This is a genomic window from Chloracidobacterium sp. (assembly GCA_016720705.1).
In the GTDB taxonomy this organism is placed as follows: Bacteria; Acidobacteriota; Blastocatellia; order Pyrinomonadales; family Pyrinomonadaceae; genus OLB17.
The window spans coordinates 1,199,080-1,216,472 of the sequence record JADKKB010000007.1; the positions used below are offsets into that span (position 1 = coordinate 1,199,080).

The window sequence follows — 17,393 nt, forward strand, 5'->3', positions numbered from 1 at the left end:
AATAATGCTACTTTTCGCTGTCGATTTCGTCTGATTGCGCGATCTGCTCGGCTCAATCCACTCAAGTAGGCTGAGTTCATTAATAACGACTGATAGTGGATGAATCACACGGGCTCACCACAACCGAATCGCCAGAGTTGTCACGGAACACTACCGAAAGCCTGATCCCCACGCTTGCTTGTACACACCACTGCGGAAAATCCCGCACCCGAGGTGGGATAAATTAGCACTTTCCCTCGATACCGCCTGTACTTGCGAATCTTTGTAGCCGGAATCAAAGTATTTTTTGCAGTCGATCAGGCTACAACAACGATAGAACACAAAGGCACAGGGATTGCAGTATCGCCAAATTTGATCTTCTGCGGACTCACGATTATATGGAACTTTCTACACCAAAAGGCGCGAACAGGATGCTTATAATGAACACCCTGGCATTCACCGTGTGTTTCGGGGCGTGGATGCTGAATGGCGTTCTAGTGACGTTTCTGACGGTCAACCGCATTTTTGACTGGAGTGCCGCCGAGGTCGGTTGGCTCTTGGGAATTCCGGTTTTGACCGGGTCGATCTTTCGACTTCCGGCCGGAATGATGACTGACAAATTTGGTGGGAAACCAATCTTTGCGGGTCTGCTCGTGCTGTGTGCGATTCCGATGTTTCTGCTATCGACAGTTGAGTCTTATTTCGGCTTTGCTATTTGCAGTTTTGGATTCGGCCTCGCCGGCGTGAGTTTTTCGATCGGCATAGCTTACACATCGGTCTGGTTTCCGAAAAATCGGCAGGGTATTGCTCTCGGTATTTTTGGAGCGGGTAATGCCGGAGCGGCGCTGACGACACTGATCGCCCCGACGCTACTTAATCGATTTACGGATAATGGCGCGAATCTCGACGGATGGCGTACATTGCCTATCGTTTACGCCGCTGTGCTGGTCGCAATGGGAGTCATTTTCTTTATCGCAACCACGAATAAGAAACCGGCCTACCAAGCAAAGAGCCTTGTTAAGCAGTTGGAGCCTTTGAAGAATGTGCGTGTTTGGCGATTTGGGCTTTACTACTTTCTTGTTTTCGGTTGCTTTGTGGCTTTCTCACAATGGCTCGTTCCGTATTTTGTCAACGTCTATTATTTGCCACTCGTAACGGCCGGATTTCTGGCTGCATTGTTCAGTTTTCCATCCGGGGTCATTCGAGCTTTGGGTGGATGGATAAGCGATGTCTTTGGCGGTAGAAAGGTGATGTATTGGGTGCTTGGGGCGTCGGTTCTGATCTCATTTTTACTAATTGTCCCCAAAATGGAAATCACCTCCCCCGGCAAGGGGATCACTGCCGAAAAGGACGGCACTGTAACGGCCATTTCAGAAAATTCTATAACGATCGGTGACAAGACATATCAGTTTGCCGCCAAAAAGGGCGAGACGAAGAATATCGACGAAGGCATTGCAGTTTTCCCGACCAAAGAGCTTTGGCAGGAATCGGTTGTGGAGGTCGGTCAAACCGTCAAGCGAAAAGAACTAATCGCCAAGGGCGTTACAAAGATCTATTTTCAGGCAAACGTCTGGATCTTTGCCGTCCTCGTGATCCTGCTCGGAAGCATTTGGGGAATCGGTAAAGCAGCAGTGTACAAACACATTCCCGAATATTTTCCGGAACAGGTCGGTGTCGTCGGCGGTATGGTCGGTGTCCTTGGCGGACTCGGCGGGTTCGTGTGCCCGATCATATTCGGCTATCTACTCGATGGCACAGGCCTATGGACGAGTTCTTGGATGTTTATGCTATTCCTCTCAGCTCTTTGCTTGCTTTGGATGCACGCCGTCGTGCAAAAAATGATGCGCGAAAAGCATTCAAATTTAATGAAAAAGATCGAAGATTAGATCTGCGAAACGTATTCGAAGGGTGTTAACTGCCACCAGCGGAGATCGTTGGTAGTTCGAAAATGTAAAAAGCGAATTTTAAGTAAAAGGTAATTATTACTATGGCTACTTGGTTAAAAAAATGGACGCCCGAGGACGAAAAGTTCTGGGATGAGACGGGCAGTAAGATCGCCTGGCGGACGCTCGTCGTAACGACGATATGCCTTATTATGTCGTTCGCGACTTGGTTTATGATGAGTGCCATCGTCGTCGAACTGCCAAAGATCGGATTTAATTTTTCAACAAAGCACCTTTTTTGGCTGGCGGCTATGCCGGGACTGGCCGGTGGAACGTTAAGGATATTCCATACTTTCCTTGTTCCGATCGTCGGTACTCGGCACATCGTAACATTCGCAACATTTATTAAAATACTGCCGTGTATTAGCATCGGCTTGGCAGTGATGAATCCGGAAACGCCGTTCTGGTTCTTTATGGTACTCGCCTTTACTGGTGGTTTCGGAGCGGGCGATTTCTCGTCCTATATGCCATCGACAAGCGTCTTTTTTCCGAAACGCCTACAAGGCACTGCCCTGGGGATCCAGGCGGGAATCGGCAATTTCGGCGTCAGCGTTGCTCAATTTATTACGCCGTTTGTCATTACTTTCGCGATAGTTGGTGCATCCCAAACCGCCAATAAGATCGATCCGGCCACGAAAGCAGTTATTTCCAGTTCGACGATGTGGCTACAGAACGCCTCGTTCATTTACGTGCCGATCTTGTTCGTGCTTGGCTTTACAGCTTGGTTCACATTAAGAAGCGTTCCGCTTCACGCTTCATTCAGAGAGCAACTGGATATATTCCGTAACAAGCATACGTATTTTTGCACGATCATTTACGTGATGACATTTGGTGCGTTTTCGGGTTTGGCCGCCGCATTTCCTCTATTGATAAAGACCCTTTACGGAAGCTTTCCAGATGCTCCTAACGCTTTGTCCTATGCCTTCCTCGGCCCACTTGTAGGGTCGGCCAGCCGCGTGTTATTCGGGTTTGTCGCGGACAAAACAGGCGGCGCGATCCTGACACTCGTCACCGGAGTGGCTTTGATAATAGGCTGTGTCCTTTTGGTTGGGCTCGGCTTGCTTACGCCGACTTCGGTTGAACAGTTTCCGATGTTTGTAGGGATCATGTTGGGTATGTTCTTTTTTACAGGCGTCGGTAATGCCGCAACATTTCGCCAGTTTCCCATCATTTTCGGAGACAATCCGCGGCAAGCTGCGGGCGTCATCGGATTTACCGCTGCGATCGCCGCATACGGTCCATTTATCTTTGCAATATCGATCGGAACCACCCTCGAAATGACCGGCGTCGTCACGCCCTTCTTTTGGGCACTCTCAGTCTTCTTTGTGATCGCAACGGGTCTTAATTGGTGGTACTACACCCGCAGGGGTTGCGAAAAGCCGTCCTAATTGCAGCGATTGGCCGCATTATGGGCCGATCATATGTTCCTGAATCCGACCCTATTTGTCACCGCAACGGTTGCGGTGACAAATAGGGTCGGATTCGGAAGTCACGCTAGTTCACTGTAATTAAGTCGCATGGCACAATGCCCTAGTTGCGAAACGCGTGTACGGCTTAAGAAAGCTTGCTGTTGGCGGTGGACAAATTCCAATGCCAACCAAGTCGACCTAATGAACTCATTCTCCACATCGAAATCACGATATTCTTCGATTTCAAATCACGGGTCGATCCCGTTTTTGCATTAAATTTCCAAAACTATACTTGATCCTTTGATGCCATCGCCCTCGATGTATGGCAAGGTTCATCAGGACGTCGCGGCTTTGGAGTTTCTGATCCGGCACGCTAACATTCTTGTTAATGCACGACGAAAAGATCGCAATTTTTAAGCAAACGGAACTGTTTAGCAACTTGGACGATAACGTCTTGACGGTAATAGCAAAGAAATCGCTTAAGAAACGTCTGGAACGCAACGAGATCCTGTTTTTAGCCGGAGAACCGTCGAAAGGGCTTTATGTGATCGCATCGGGATCGGTGCGGGCCTTTCGAACCAGTGCAGACGGACGCGAACAGGTGATGCATATCGAACACGCTGTTACAACGATCGCGGAGGTGCCGGTTTTTGACGATGGAAACTATCCGTCGACAGCGGCAGCCGAGGAGCCGACGACTGTTTATTTTCTTGATAAGCAGGCGATCCTAAAAGCTGCTATCGAATATCCGCAACTCGCATTGGCTGCAGCTAAATTGATGGCGTCACGCCTACGGCGATGCGCATCATTAGTTGAAACGCTTTCGCTGCGCGAGGTCGGGCAAAGGCTTGCCGGCGTTTTGCTCAAAGAAGTGCGAAATTCTCATAGCAGTTCCAAAGCTGGGTTAACCGTTAAATTGCCTTTTACACACAATCAACTCGCCGCCAGGATCGGCACGGTTCGAGAAGTGGTGACACGCAGTCTACTGCGGCTTGAAGATCAAGGATTGATCGTCCACGTAGGTCGGAGCATACGGATACCTGATCTCGATGCTCTCGCTGCATTTGCTGAGGTGGGGCGTGACTAGTATCTAACTTCGAATGACCATAATTTTCTGCGTGATGTAGTATCAGCACCTCTGGGGAGTATTTCTCCGGGTCCGATTCGGAGTGAAAAACTCTATGGTTCTCCCGGACAAGCGGACGAATGTTTAGTTTATCTTCCGTCAAATGAAAACGGTGCCAAAAAACCGAAAGCCGTAAGGTTCTCGGTTTTTTGGCACCATATGCTTTCTAAAGAGAGCAAACCATTTGCCGCAACACAAAAGCCTTGGAGCAATCAGCCGTTGTGCTGCGAAAACCGTTAGTCGCTCTTTAGTTCACTGCAAGAGCGTTGCGTTCCAGATCGACCGCGAGCGGGAAGAGCACGTTGCTTTCCAGATGGATGTGCCTGTGCAAGTCCTTTTCCAGATCTTCCAATCCCGCGTACAGTGCTGTGTAGCTCGGGCAGGCACCTTCCGGCAATGTATAGTCATCTGAGATCGCCCGCATTTTTCTCAATCGGGCTCCATCGGCCTCGTGGTCCGCCATCATCATTCTGATCGGATTTTCGACGGTGCCAAAATGTGGAGGATTGGCAATGCCGTCACCCGTGTTTAGTGACCCGATCGACTGGATGTATGGGAAGAGAACCATCTCTTCCTTCTGCATATGCGGAATAATACTGTCGGATAGGGCCACAAAAACATTTTGGAGTTCGAAAAGCTCCTGGTGCTGATCCCCGTGCCGTGTGCATACCTTTGCCATCAAGGGCGTTAGACGTTCGACTTCCTCCACCGTAAAAATATGGTGCTTGGCAAGAATATGATCGATCAGTTCCGGTGCTGATTTTTTCGTTATATCATCAGGATTGTCACGGCCGGCGTGATCCACGATCGCGGATTCGATCCGGGCGGTCACGACCACAGGGTCGACGCCTGCTTCGGCACACGCCTGTTCGATACTCTTTCTGCCTCCGCAACAGTAATCGATCTTAAATTCCTCAAAAACGCGAGTGGTTTCCGGTGCTTCGAGAGCTATCTCCCGAATTGTTTTAGTAGCTGTAGAATTCATAAATAATAGAGTCCTCCTAGATTTGATTATCCGATACTAAAGCGATTTAGAGGGAATTTTGGTGACTTTTGTCACGAATGGGAGAATTCTAGAAGATATTTTTGAATTGAAATGAATTTGGGGAGAAAGGGATACACACCGATGTGGTAGGTATTTGGGCTGTTCAACAGTTCGAAAATCACGGATCGCCGGGTATTTTGCTTAAGAAGGATTATGCCGGTCTTTGGCCCCAACAAAATTAACTCGTCGCCGGCGCGTTTCGAAAACTATTTAGCACAAGCAAATGTTGAGTGAGGCCAATAGATTGTTAGGAGATCACTAATTGCGTTGGGCAAAGCATTCGCGACGCGATAGAGAACAAGCCGATCGCTCCTTGTTCTCTATCGCCGTCACTAAGTGTCCATACCCAACGTCAAACTAACGTACGGGTCTGCATCCCTAATCTCCTTTTCCTTCATTTTCGCCCACGCCCTGATAGATCTCGCTTCCCTTTGCGACAAATTCTGCGGCCTTCTCAGTCATACCGACAGCCAGAGCTTTTTCTGCCTCGAGCCCTTGGGCATTGGCGTAATCGCGTACGTCCTGCGTGATCTTCATAGAGCAGAAATGCGGGCCGCACATTGAACAAAAATGCGCGAGTTTTGCACCTTCTGCGGGTAAGGTCTCGTCGTGAAACTCTTTCGCCTTTTCAGGGTCGAGCCCGAGGTTAAACTGATCTTCCCAGCGAAATTCGAAACGAGCTTTGCTCAACGCATTATCTCGGTATTGAGCACCGGGATGGCCCTTAGCGAGGTCGGCAGCGTGGGCGGCGAGCTTGTAGGTTATGACCCCCTCTTTTACATCTTGTTTGTTGGGCAGGCCTAAGTGCTCCTTAGGTGTGACGTAGCAGAGCATCGCACACCCAAACCAGCCGATCATCGCGGCACCGATTCCCGATGTGATGTGGTCATAGCCCGGGGCTATGTCGGTCGTCAGTGGCCCGAGTGTGTAAAATGGCGCCTCGCCGCAGACCTCAAGCTGCTTGTCCATATTTTCTTTAATAAGGTGCATCGGCACGTGGCCCGGGCCCTCGATCATCGTTTGGCAATCCATCTCCCACGCGATCTTGGTAAGTTCACCAAGTGTGTCGAGCTCGGCAAATTGGGCTTCGTCATTGGCATCGGCGATCGAGCCCGGTCGCAGTCCGTCGCCCAAGCTAAAGGCAACGTCGTAGGTTTGCATAATCTCGCAGATCTCGCGAAACCGCGTATAGAGAAAACTCTCTTCGTGATGGGCGAGGCACCATTTAGCCATTATCGAACCGCCTCGGCTGACAATCCCGGTCGTTCGTTTCGCCGTCATAGGGATATACGGCAGACGCACCCCGGCGTGGATCGTAAAGTAATCGACGCCCTGCTCGGCTTGCTCGATCAACGTGTCGCGGTAGATTTCCCACGTTAGGTCCTCGGCCTTGCCATTTACTTTTTCCAGAGCTTGATATATCGGCACGGTACCGATCGGCACCGGCGAATTGCGCAGGATCCATTCACGGGTCGCGTGGATATTCTTGCCCGTTGAGAGGTCCATAACCGTATCCGCTCCCCAGAGAGTTGACCAGCGCATCTTTTCCACTTCTTCCTCGATCGAGGATGCGACAGCGCTATTTCCTATATTTGCGTTTATTTTGACGAGGAAATTGCGACCGATGATCATCGGCTCGCTCTCGGGGTGATTGATGTTGTTGGGTATGATGGCACGGCCGCGGGCGACCTCGTCGCGGACAAACTCGGGCGTGACGTATTCCGGTATCGCTGCTCCAAATGAATCGCCTTTGTGCTGGTGATTCAGTGAGCTTCGGTCGCTTCGCTCCGATCTGCGAACCAGCGTTTCCGCGTCCTGCTCGCGGCCGAGATTTTCGCGAATGGCAACGTACTCCATCTCAGGCGTTATGATCCCCTTTCGTGCATAATGCATCTGCGTGACGCAATGGCCGGTCTTGGCTCGCAGCGGTGCACGGCGTAGCCCGGGAAATTCTTCGAGCGTGCCGCGATCATTTACTCTTGCGACCTCTTCGGCGCCTTTTGTGAGATAGCCGTTGTCCTGCGGTAGAATCTCGCGGCCCACATATTCCTCAATGTCGCCCCGTGACTCGATCCAGTCGCGCCGAAGTGCCGGCAGGCCTTCACGGACATCGCATTTCGCGTCGGGATTGGTCCAGACGCCGCTGGTGTCATAGACACGTACCGGTAGATTGGCCTCGACCGTGCCGTCCATTGCTTTTGTCGGCGAGAGGGCTATCTCTCGAAATGGAACGCGCAATTCTCCCGTCTCAACATAGACCTTTTGCGAGGCTGGTAATCGCACTTGATCGCTCGTCTGTTCTGCTGAGATCTGACTATTTACTATTGATTGTTCACTCATTGTTTTTCTCCCTTCGTCGGTATTATCCGCATCAGGTTCCAGGGATAACACCCGCTACAGGCGAATCTCAGCCGGTGCGATCCGGCTCTCCCGAAAACTTACGGTTGCCCCGTGATTGTATTATTTGTCGTAAGCCAATGACAAATCGGCCAACATTATGCCGTCGCTCATCGAGTCGTTTCTACCATCAATCCGGTGGATCCGGCGAGTTCGTTTATGCAATGAACAAACTCTTTTAACATACACACCTTTTGTGCTATACTTGCGTCAGGCATCGCTACCGAGTGCCGCTTTCCCGACTCCATCCCCTATCGAAATAGGGGCGGGATAGCAACAACAGTAAACACCATATTTGATGGAAACGACGCTCGATCTTCGGACCATGGTAGTCGTGCTGATGCTCATATCATTTGCGCTCAGTGCGGTGATGATATATGTCTTACGATCGAGCAAGTCTTATGATGGCTTTGGTTGGTGGACGGCCGGAACGACTGCTGCAACATTGACCTTCGTCGTCATAGGCCTGATCGGGAGTTCAGCACCGATTTTGACAGCTACACTTTCTAGTGCTGCGGGTACAGGCAGTCTGATAACCGCATATCTCGGCATCCGTCGATTCTTTGGCCGATCGATGCCGTATCGCACGACGGCAATAATATGGTCAGCCTCAATTTTTGTTCCTTTGTTATTCCTGTTCGTGTACCCAAACGCGATATTGCGGATCACGATCATCTCGATGCTCGTTGCGGTCATTGCGGGTGCATCAGCTTACGAATTTAGAGCTGAGGGCGACAGTGAATCCCGGCGTGTCTACCGTGTGGCCCGTTGGTCTTATGGCCTATTTACAACGTGGATGGTAGCTCGCTCCTTGATAAATATTGTTATGCCCGACGCATTCGGGTCGAACGCGGGTCAAGGTTGGACGATGGCCGTCTACATCGTCTATAACGTTTTCTGGACGTTCAATTATCTCATTCTCAACAACCAACGGCTTCGCCAAGACCTCGAAAGAGCCAAGTCAGATCTCGAGCGACAGGCTACGACAGACTTTCTGACAGGCGTGCCGAATGACCGCAGTTTCTTTGAAACCGGCGAAAAGGAGTTCAGCCGCGCCGTTCGATTTCGTTACCCGTTGTCAGTTGTGATGATGGATCTCGACGGATTTAAGGAGATCAATGACCGATTCGGCCACGCTAAGGGGGACGAGGTGCTCAAAAGCGTCGTCAACGATTGCAGAGCCAAGCTACGTTCGAGCGACACATTTGCTCGCCTCGGCGGAGACGAGTTTGCACTGTTACTTGCGTTTACGACCAGCGACAATGCTCGCATCGTAGCCGAGGTGCTTCGCGAGACGATCGCTGGCACAAAAGCCGGCCCGGCGGCCGGCGTCACTTGTAGCTTCGGCATTGCCGAGATCGTAGATACCGACACGGATATCAAGTGCACTCTCGATCGGGCCGACAAGAATCTTTACGAGGCAAAACGTCTCGGACGCAATCGCGTGGTAGGCGGGCTTTCTGATGTACGCATCGAAGTATTGATGGAAGCATAGCTTTGGAACAATGACAAAAATAGGACGGCCGTCGTGATCGACTGCCGTCCTATTACATTAAGTGGTGGCTGGAGAGTGACTTGAACACTCGACCTCGGGGTTATGAATCCCGCGCTCTAACCAGCTGAGCTACCCAGCCACAAACATATGATTATAGATCGGCAATAGAAAAAATCAAGTTATGGGGGTTCCTCGTCCTTAACGGGCAATGGTTATCGGTCGGGCGGAGTTCACAAACCGGCATCGAGGATTTAATATTTATAGGTTAAAGCATAAATAGACTATGAATATTCCGATCTTCTTTGCGGCAAATATTGAACACACTGCCATTCTGCTAGACCTTTTTATAATGCTGGCGGCTGCAAAGTTAATGGCCGAGATCTTTGAGCGCGTCAAGCAACCTGCAGTAGTCGGCGAGATACTGGCCGGTGTCGTTATCGGCCCAAGTCTGCTGGGGTGGGTCGAGCCTTCGGATATGATCAGCGTGCTGGCTGAGTTTGGCGTCATATTTCTGCTATTCAACGTCGGGCTTGAAACCAAGCCCCAATCGATTTTTCAGGTCGGTCGGCGAGCTCTTACGGTCGGCGTACTTGGTGTCATTCTACCGTTCGTGGCGGGTTATTTTATTGCTCACGCGTGGGGTGGTTCATTCGTCGAATCGATGTTTATCGCTGCCGCACTCGTCGCGACTTCGGTCGGGATCACGGCTCGAGTCCTTGGTTCGATGGGGCTGTTGGACAGCGATACCTCGCGTATAATACTAGGTGCTGCGGTCATAGACGACATTTTGGGCTTGATCATACTCTCGCTCGTCTCGTCAGTGAGCCAGGGTAGCGTTAGCTATCTCGGCCTCGCGAAGACCGCCGGAGCCGCTATTCTCTTTACGGTTTTTGTGGCGCTTGTCGGTTCGAGGCTAATGAACCGAATGGCACCGATGTTTGCTCGCCTACGGCTCGAACGTCCATTCTTTGCTCTCGGACTTATACTCTGCCTCGGGCTTTCGGTGGCCTCCGCTTATGTCGGTGTTGCAGCCATCATCGGCGCCTTTTTGGCGGGTATGACTCTAGCCGAGGCCACAGAGAATGATAGAAAGATGCACCAACTCACCACGGGCGTCACTGAGTTTTTGGTGCCATTCTTCCTTGTAAATATCGGAATGCAGCTCGACCTTTCAGTCTTTCGCGAGGGGTCGGTGATAATATTTGCCGTCGTACTTACATTGATCGCGGTCGCAACCAAATTTGTCGGTTGCGGATTGGGTGCTTGGGGATTGCAACGACGGGAGATGGCTCAGATCGGTATCGGAATGGTGCCCCGCGGCGAGGTCGGTATTGTAGTTGCTCAGATCGGGCTCGGTTTGGGCGTGATCGGTAAAAACTTTTTTGCAGCAGTGCTTTTTATGGCAGTCGCAACCACGCTGATCGCCCCTCCGTTCATCAAGATGCTCTTTGCCGTTGATTCTGACGGCGACGGTATTCCGGACCCCTTCGAAGAAGTGGATGTATCGGATGAATTCGGCCGTATCGGCTAGTTACAAACAACCCGCGTGGCGTCCGCGACGTCGAAACCACAGATGAAACGTTACCTAGTACAAATTGCTCCGATCGTCGTATTAATTGGCATTTTGGCAACGACGTCGGCAACGGCACAGGTTCGCACGAGTACCGACTCGGGTCAGTTTCGCGTGATCACAATTGCGACGGAACCTGGTGCAACAGTCTGGGTTGATGGCGTGCGCTTCGGCAAAGCCGACAGCGACGGCAAACTCGAAGTACGTACGCTTTCGACCGGTGGACATTCGCTTCGGGTGCGTGCGGACAGCTTTAAGGAACGTATTGTTTCGATCACAGCGGCCCAAAAGGGTGCGATACGGGTGGCACTTACCAAAACGACCGATTCGGCGGAGCTTGCCTTTCAGGAAGCAGAACGACTATCGCTAATCGATCGCGAGAAAGCGATCGATGCCTATAAAAAAGCTATCAAGCTGCGGCCTGCGTATCCTGATGCCTTCGTAGCTCTTGCCCGCGTACAATCTGAGACAGGCGATCTCGAGGAGGCAGAGCGAGCCATCGCGTCTGCCCGAAAGCTACGGCCTGCGTTCGCCGAGGCCTCGGCCGTTCTGGGCCGGATATATAAGGACCTCGGCCAAGAGGAAAAGGCGATAGCCGCGTTTGATCGAGCGATAAGCGAAGGCAAGGGGTTTCAACCTGAGGCATTGGCCGGACTCGGATTGCTCTATAAGGAAAAGGCCGAGGGATTTGGCGGTGCCGGCGAATTTGACGCCGAGCAGGTAAATTATGCTGAGGCCGCCAAGTACCTTCGCCGTTCCGTAAAACAGATCTCAGGGGCGCCGGATGCCGTTGTAATATACCAGTTGCTCGGACTCGTCTACGAGCGTATACAGAATTACCAGGAAGCAATCGATATATACGAGGAATTTCTGCGTATCTTTCCAGATAGCTCCGATGCGACCGCGATTCGATCCTTCATAGTCCAACTCAAGAAACAATCTACCAACGACCAGTGATGACCGGAATTTGATCACTGCGCATCAGAATGACCGATTTCCCATCAATTTAGCAAAAAGATTTGTTGACACTCGTGAATTAAACAATGTAGTATTAGGTATCAACGATGTTAATCATCGTTTGTCTGTTTGAATCCCAGCAAATTGATCGAACAATTCTCTTTAGCAGTTTCCGGTCATTTAGACTCACTCGACGAGAGAACACCTACACTTAAATGTCAGCAAAACTTGGGGAAATACTTGTCCGCGAAAACCTCATAACGCCGCCGCAGTTGCGTGAGGCTCTCGACTTTCAACGCGCTAACGGAGGACGATTGGGCTCCAATCTAGTGAAGCTCAACATCGTCTCTGACGACGTTATCACCGCCGTTTTATCCCGCCAGTACGGAGTCCCTTCCATCAACCTTGAGCTATTTTCGATCGAGCCTGACGTGATCAAGCTCATATCGCACGAAGTGGCGCTAAAATACTCGGTCCTTCCGATTTCGAAAGTCGGCGCCACGCTAACCCTAGCTATGGCCGATCCGACCAACGTTTTCGCGATGGACGATATCAAGTTTATGACCGGATTCAACGTTGAACCGGTGATCGCCTCGGAATCTTCGATACAGTTTGCTGTCGGCAAATATTATATCGGCTCTAACGAGATCGATATATTTGATGCCGCGTTTGCAGTAGAGAGCGAAAAGAAGGCTTCCAAAAGCGCGTCGAATGGCCACCTTACAAATGGTGCCGGCGTTGCAGTCGGTGAACGGTTGAATGAGTCCGATCTCGACGTTTCGCTGGACCGCTTTGAGTTTGGGAATCACGAGGCCGAGCAATTTGAGGTTGTCGAGGACAATGACGAGATCGACCTCGCGGCGTTGGCCAAAGCAAGTGAGGACGCCCCTGTCGTTCGCCTTGTTAACGTATTGCTGGTCGATTCGCTACGCCGTGGTGCATCAGATATTCACGTCGAACCGTACGAGAAGGACTTCCGGATCCGCTTTCGTATTGATGGCATACTCTACGACGTAATGCACCCGCCGATGAAAATCCGCGATCCGCTAATTTCGCGTCTGAAGATCATGGCGAAACTCGATATTTCTGAGAAACGCCTCCCGCAAGATGGCCGTATCAAGATCAAGGTCAGGATCGACAACCGTTCGCGCGAACTCGATTTCCGAGTTTCGACCCTCCCGACGCTGTTTGGCGAAAAAGTCGTGCTCCGATTACTCGACAAAGACAAACTGATGCTCGATATGACCAAACTGGGATTTGAGCAGGAGAGTCTTGATAAGTTTAAGCGTGCCATATCGAACCCATATGGAATGGTGTTGGTTACTGGGCCGACCGGTTCCGGTAAGACGAATACTCTGTATTCAGCACTTCAGGCTCTAAACACTCCTGAAACCAACATTATGACGGCCGAGGATCCGGTCGAATTTAATCTTCAGGGCATCAATCAGGTGCAGATGAAGGAGCAGATCGGTCTAAACTTCGCGGCCGCACTCCGTTCTTTCCTGCGACAGGATCCAAACATCGTCCTCGTTGGCGAGATCCGAGACTTTGAAACTGCCGAGATCGCGATCAAGGCAGCATTGACCGGCCACCTCGTTCTATCAACGCTCCATACAAATGACGCCCCATCGACCGTCTCTCGATTGGTGAATATGGGCATCGAACCGTTTCTGGTAGCTACATCGGTCAATATCATACAGGCCCAGCGACTGATCAGACGCATCTGCGTGGACTGTAAGGAAGAGGTGAGTTTGCCGCCCGAAGGCTTGCCGGGTGTTGGATTCTCGGTAGAAGAGGCCAGCACATTAAAGATCTATAAAGGCCGCGGCTGTAAGACTTGTAATAACACCGGCTTTAAGGGCCGCGTTGGACTCTATGAGGTTATGGAGATCAATGACGACCTCCGCGAATTAATAATTATCGGCGCTAGCGCTATGGAACTTCGGAGAAAGGCAATCGAGATGGGCATGATCACATTGCGTGAGTCAGGCCTATGCAAAATACGTGAAGGCATAACGACCATCGAGGAGGTCGTGAAGGAAACGGTCTTGTAGGACCGCTTGGAGGAAAAATGTTACTAAGGGCAATCGCACTATCATTGGCACTATTGTTCGGTATCGGGGTCATTATCCCGCTTTCGACCGACAACACTGAGGCCGGGCCTCGCAAACAGCGAAAACAGCGAAAACACTATAAAAAATATTCGAAAAAGTGGTGGCGCCAGTACCGTGCTCGCCAGGCACGCCGCAAATCGATGCAGGCTCGGACGCGGGCACTGCGGCTTCGTCAGATCAGGCTGGCCAAAATTCGCCGCAACGCAAACACCGAAAACGCGGTTGCTACCGCTCCGAAACGATCGGATAAAACGGGATCGGTTCAACCAAAACAAGCGAATTCTCCCGCAATGATGAATGTGGCCCAGAGCCCTAACGGCGATGTCCGTTTTCGCGTCGATGATTCGGCGGGTTCACAGGTCGGTTCAGCATCGATCTCGGTCGTCGGTCCGGCGGTCGGGGAGACTACTATCGACGGGCGAAACAAGGCCGTTGGGGGTGTTTCGACCACGACGCTTCGACGCGAGATCATCAATCGAATGATCCAAGAAAATGGTTGGGTGGTAAACGATTACCAGAAGCAGATCGGCGGCCGCGACGTTTATGTCGTTGTCGCTCAATCGCAGGCCAAGAACGGCAAGGTCCAGTCCAGAATGTTCTATTTTACCGAGGTAGACGGCCGCATTTACAACGTAGCTACCAATTCACCGGTTGAGGAGGCAGAGCGCCTCGCCGAGGAATCAGAAAAGGTCATCAATTCCCTCCAGAGCCGCATTCGGCCGGCTCAAAGAGCTTCCGTAAAGGAATAAATCACTATGAACTTCGATCAACAGGCTAGTGTCGAATCTCAACTGACACTCCCTGACCTCCTTAAAAAACTCACAGACCTCGGCGGATCGGACCTCCACCTGTCCACCAACTCAGCCCCGCAGGTCCGAGTCCACGGTCATCTTTCACCGCTGCCGGGCATTCCTGCAATGTCCGCAGGAGAAACAAAACGGCTTGCATATTCGGTTTTGACCGACGCACAAAAGCATCGTTTTGAAGAGAATCTTGAACTGGACTTTTCCTTCGGTCTCAAAGGTATGTCACGGTTTCGTGCCAATCTTTTCAACCAAAAGGGTGCGGTTGGTGCGGTGTTTCGTGCGATCCCGTATGAGATCAAGACATTCGAGGCCCTAGGTCTGCCACAGGTCATCTCGGACCTATGCAAAAAGCCGCGTGGTCTGATCTTGGTCACGGGGCCCACAGGCTCCGGTAAATCGACTACGCTTGCGTCAATGGTCGACAAGATCAATATCGAGCGTCACGATCACATCTTGACGATCGAGGATCCGATCGAATTTCTACACAACCACAAGAACTGTGTCGTGAATCAACGCGAAGTCGCGGCGGACACGCATTCGTTTGGTGCTGCCCTCCGGACCGCCCTTCGTCAGGACCCGGATGTGGTGCTTGTCGGCGAAATGCGAGACCTCGAAACGATCGAGATGGCTCTCAGAATCGCCGAAACCGGCCATCTGACGTTTGCCACATTGCATACGAACTCGGCCTACTCGACCATTAACCGTATTATCGACGTCTTTCCCGCCGGCCAACAGTCCCAGGTACGGACCCAGTTATCGCTCGTACTCGAAGGCATAATGTGTCAGACGCTCTTGCCCAAAGCGTCAGGTGACGGCCGGGCGATGGCTCTGGAAATTCTCGTGCCCAATGCAGCCATTCGAAACCTCATCCGCGAGGACAAGATCCACCAGATCTACTCAATGATGCAGACCGGTCAGGATAAGTTCGGAATGCAGACGTTCAACCAAGCGCTCGCAACGCTCTTCCATAAGAAGCAGATCACTCTCGAAGTTGCGATGCAGCGGTCGTCGAACGCGGACGAACTGAGAGAACTGATCGAACGCGGATCGGGTCTGAACGACTCTTATGGCGGCAGCGGCCGCCCGTTAACTCGGCCCGCGGGCGGCAGTCCGTACGCACAAGCAAGAAATATCGGCGAGCGACCCCGCTAGTCGCATAACGATCAATAGGAGCTAATTAAAGCCATGCCAACATTTGCATTTAAGGGCAGAAATCGCCTCAACGAACTAGTCACCGGCGAACGCGAGGCCGCTACACAGGATGAACTGCGGGCGCTATTGCGACGTGAGCAGATCGTGATGACGCAAGCCTCAGAAAAGGGGCGCGAAATATCGATCCCCAAGCTCGGCACAAGGAAAAAGGTCAAGGCTAAGGAACTCGCGGTATTCACCCGACAGTTCTCAGTAATGATCGACGCCGGATTGCCGCTTGTGCAGTGTTTGGACATTTTGGCCGAACAGCAGCTCAACGCATTTTTCAAGGATGTGCTTCGGCAGGTGAGACAGAGCGTCGAAGAAGGTTCGACACTCTTTGCCGCTTTGCAAAAGCATCCGAAAGTCTTTGATAGCCTGTTCACCCATATGGTCGAGGCCGGTGAAACCGGTGGTGTGCTGGATCTGATCCTGCAGCGTCTGGCAACACTGATCGAAAAGGTGGTCAAACTTAAACGCAGTATCGTTTCAGCGTCAATTTACCCCGCCGCCGTCATAACGGTCGCAATCGGAGCCATCGCGATCATTATGATCGTCGTCATTCCGCAGTTCGAGCAGATCTTCCTCGGCCTCTTGGGGCCCGGCGAAGCACTTCCGTTACCGACCAGGATCGTTATGTCGATCTCAGGATTCATCGCCGGATGGGGCGGACTGACAACGCTGGTCGTTTTGATCGCATCGGGAATCGGGATCAGCACCTATTACAAGACGCCAAAGGGACGCTGGCAGATCGATGCTTTATTGCTCAAAACACCTATCTTCGGTAGCATCCTTCGCAAGGTCGGGGTTGCTCGCTTTTCCCGTATCCTTTCAACACTGCTTTCGTCAGGTGTGCCGATCCTGCAATCACTCGACATTACGGCTAAAACCGCCGGCAACGTCATTATCGAGGACGCTATCCTTAAGGTTCGGGCCGGTGTCGAGCGCGGAGAGAACTTTGTCGATCCACTTAAGGCAACTAATGTATTCCCTCATATGGTCGGGCAGATGATCGGTGTTGGTGAACAGACCGGTGCCCTCGACGCGATGCTAGGTAAGATCGCCGACTTTTATGAAGAAGAGGTCGATACCGCTATCGCCGATCTACTCGGCTTGATGGAACCCGTCCTGATCGCATTTCTTGGCGTGACCATCGGCGGAATCGTTATCTCGATGTACTTACCGCTGTTTTCGCTTATTGGCAAACTTGCCGGAGGCGCAAAATAACGGCATCGATCCACAGGGTCGAATAAGTCAATTGGTCGCAGCAGGCTCATCCTTAAATTCAAAAGGATGGCGCGTCAATAGACTTCCTGCCAAAAATATAGGAACAGCGTTTGAATTTCCGCAACTATAAGTTG

12 protein-coding genes, 1 tRNA gene and 1 riboswitch are annotated in these 17,393 nt (G+C 51.5%); of the genes, 10 read left to right on the forward strand and 3 right to left on the reverse strand.

The window, feature by feature from the left end:
- Positions 1–377: 377 nt before the first annotated feature.
- The 3 genes from IPQ00_12625 (at position 378) to IPQ00_12635 (ending at position 4,418) form a co-directional block, all read left to right on the forward strand.
- Positions 378–1,865 (forward strand): NarK/NasA family nitrate transporter, encoded by a 1,488-nt coding sequence (locus IPQ00_12625; GenBank protein MBL0241404.1) that lies wholly within the window; start codon positions 378–380, stop codon positions 1,863–1,865.
- 101 nt (positions 1,866–1,966) lie between these two features.
- A complete protein-coding gene (locus IPQ00_12630; protein MBL0241405.1) occupies positions 1,967–3,310 on the forward strand; it encodes a NarK/NasA family nitrate transporter in 1,344 nt (447 codons plus the stop codon).
- Between the two features lie 409 nt (positions 3,311–3,719).
- Positions 3,720–4,418, forward strand: a complete 699-nt coding sequence (locus tag IPQ00_12635) for a Crp/Fnr family transcriptional regulator (protein MBL0241406.1) — start codon at positions 3,720–3,722, stop codon at positions 4,416–4,418.
- Positions 4,419–4,704: 286 nt separating this feature from the next.
- On the opposite strand, the gene ric is transcribed toward IPQ00_12635, so the two are convergent.
- Both ric and thiC read right to left on the reverse strand, forming a co-directional pair.
- On the reverse strand, positions 4,705–5,442 hold the full coding sequence (ric, locus tag IPQ00_12640; GenBank protein ID MBL0241407.1) for an iron-sulfur cluster repair di-iron protein: 738 nt from the start codon (positions 5,440–5,442) through the stop codon (positions 4,705–4,707).
- Between the two features lie 438 nt (positions 5,443–5,880).
- Complete coding sequence (gene thiC, locus IPQ00_12645; protein MBL0241408.1) at positions 5,881–7,842, reverse strand: phosphomethylpyrimidine synthase ThiC; 1,962 nt, start codon at positions 7,840–7,842, stop codon at positions 5,881–5,883.
- Positions 7,834–7,944, reverse strand: a riboswitch (TPP riboswitch). It overlaps the preceding gene by 9 nt.
- 253 nt (positions 7,945–8,197) lie before the next feature.
- On the opposite strand from thiC, the gene IPQ00_12650 reads away from it, so the two are divergent.
- The gene (locus tag IPQ00_12650) at positions 8,198–9,394 is read left to right on the forward strand and encodes a GGDEF domain-containing protein (GenBank protein MBL0241409.1); all 1,197 of its coding nucleotides are present in this window, start codon (positions 8,198–8,200) and stop codon (positions 9,392–9,394) included.
- A 62-nt stretch (positions 9,395–9,456) separates the two neighbouring features.
- Here the strand turns inward: IPQ00_12650 and IPQ00_12655 are convergent.
- Positions 9,457–9,533: transfer RNA gene (locus IPQ00_12655), tRNA-Met, on the reverse strand.
- A 144-nt stretch (positions 9,534–9,677) separates the two neighbouring features.
- Between IPQ00_12655 and IPQ00_12660 the strand changes: the two genes are divergently transcribed.
- The 6 genes from IPQ00_12660 to IPQ00_12685 all read left to right on the forward strand — a co-directional run bounded on the left by IPQ00_12660 (position 9,678) and on the right by IPQ00_12685 (position 17,259).
- The gene (locus IPQ00_12660; protein ID MBL0241410.1) at positions 9,678–10,925 is read left to right on the forward strand and encodes a cation:proton antiporter; all 1,248 of its coding nucleotides are present in this window, start codon (positions 9,678–9,680) and stop codon (positions 10,923–10,925) included.
- A gap of 42 nt (positions 10,926–10,967) precedes the next feature.
- Positions 10,968–11,921: a tetratricopeptide repeat protein gene (locus IPQ00_12665; protein ID MBL0241411.1), complete on the forward strand. Its 954-nt coding sequence runs from the start codon at positions 10,968–10,970 to the stop codon at positions 11,919–11,921.
- A gap of 215 nt (positions 11,922–12,136) precedes the next feature.
- Positions 12,137–13,975, forward strand: a complete 1,839-nt coding sequence (gene pilB, locus IPQ00_12670) for a type IV-A pilus assembly ATPase PilB (GenBank protein ID MBL0241412.1) — start codon at positions 12,137–12,139, stop codon at positions 13,973–13,975.
- 17 nt (positions 13,976–13,992) lie between these two features.
- Positions 13,993–14,784, forward strand: a complete 792-nt coding sequence (locus tag IPQ00_12675; GenBank protein MBL0241413.1) for a hypothetical protein — start codon at positions 13,993–13,995, stop codon at positions 14,782–14,784.
- Positions 14,785–14,790: 6 nt separating this feature from the next.
- Positions 14,791–15,993, forward strand: coding sequence for a type IV pilus twitching motility protein PilT (locus IPQ00_12680; GenBank protein MBL0241414.1), 1,203 nt, complete (start codon positions 14,791–14,793; stop codon positions 15,991–15,993).
- Positions 15,994–16,026: 33 nt separating this feature from the next.
- A complete protein-coding gene (locus IPQ00_12685; GenBank protein ID MBL0241415.1) occupies positions 16,027–17,259 on the forward strand; it encodes a type II secretion system F family protein in 1,233 nt (410 codons plus the stop codon).
- Positions 17,260–17,393: the final 134 nt, after the last annotated feature.

Bases quoted from the DNA above. Each gene is read 5' to 3' on its own strand.
- IPQ00_12660 (MBL0241410.1), top strand. From the start codon at position 9,678: ATGAATATTCCGATCTTCTTTGCGGCAAATATTGAACACACTGCCATT.
- ric (MBL0241407.1), bottom strand. From the start codon at position 5,442: ATGAATTCTACAGCTACTAAAACAATTCGGGAGATAGCTCTCGAAGCA.
- thiC (MBL0241408.1), bottom strand. From the start codon at position 7,842: ATGAGTGAACAATCAATAGTAAATAGTCAGATCTCAGCAGAACAGACG.
- IPQ00_12635 (MBL0241406.1), top strand. From the start codon at position 3,720: ATGCACGACGAAAAGATCGCAATTTTTAAGCAAACGGAACTGTTTAGC.
- IPQ00_12630 (MBL0241405.1), top strand. From the start codon at position 1,967: ATGGCTACTTGGTTAAAAAAATGGACGCCCGAGGACGAAAAGTTCTGG.
- pilB (MBL0241412.1), top strand. From the start codon at position 12,137: ATGTCAGCAAAACTTGGGGAAATACTTGTCCGCGAAAACCTCATAACG.
- IPQ00_12665 (MBL0241411.1), top strand. From the start codon at position 10,968: ATGAAACGTTACCTAGTACAAATTGCTCCGATCGTCGTATTAATTGGC.
- IPQ00_12675 (MBL0241413.1), top strand. From the start codon at position 13,993: ATGTTACTAAGGGCAATCGCACTATCATTGGCACTATTGTTCGGTATC.
- IPQ00_12625 (MBL0241404.1), top strand. From the start codon at position 378: ATGGAACTTTCTACACCAAAAGGCGCGAACAGGATGCTTATAATGAAC.
- IPQ00_12685 (MBL0241415.1), top strand. From the start codon at position 16,027: ATGCCAACATTTGCATTTAAGGGCAGAAATCGCCTCAACGAACTAGTC.
- IPQ00_12650 (MBL0241409.1), top strand. From the start codon at position 8,198: ATGGAAACGACGCTCGATCTTCGGACCATGGTAGTCGTGCTGATGCTC.
- IPQ00_12680 (MBL0241414.1), top strand. From the start codon at position 14,791: ATGAACTTCGATCAACAGGCTAGTGTCGAATCTCAACTGACACTCCCT.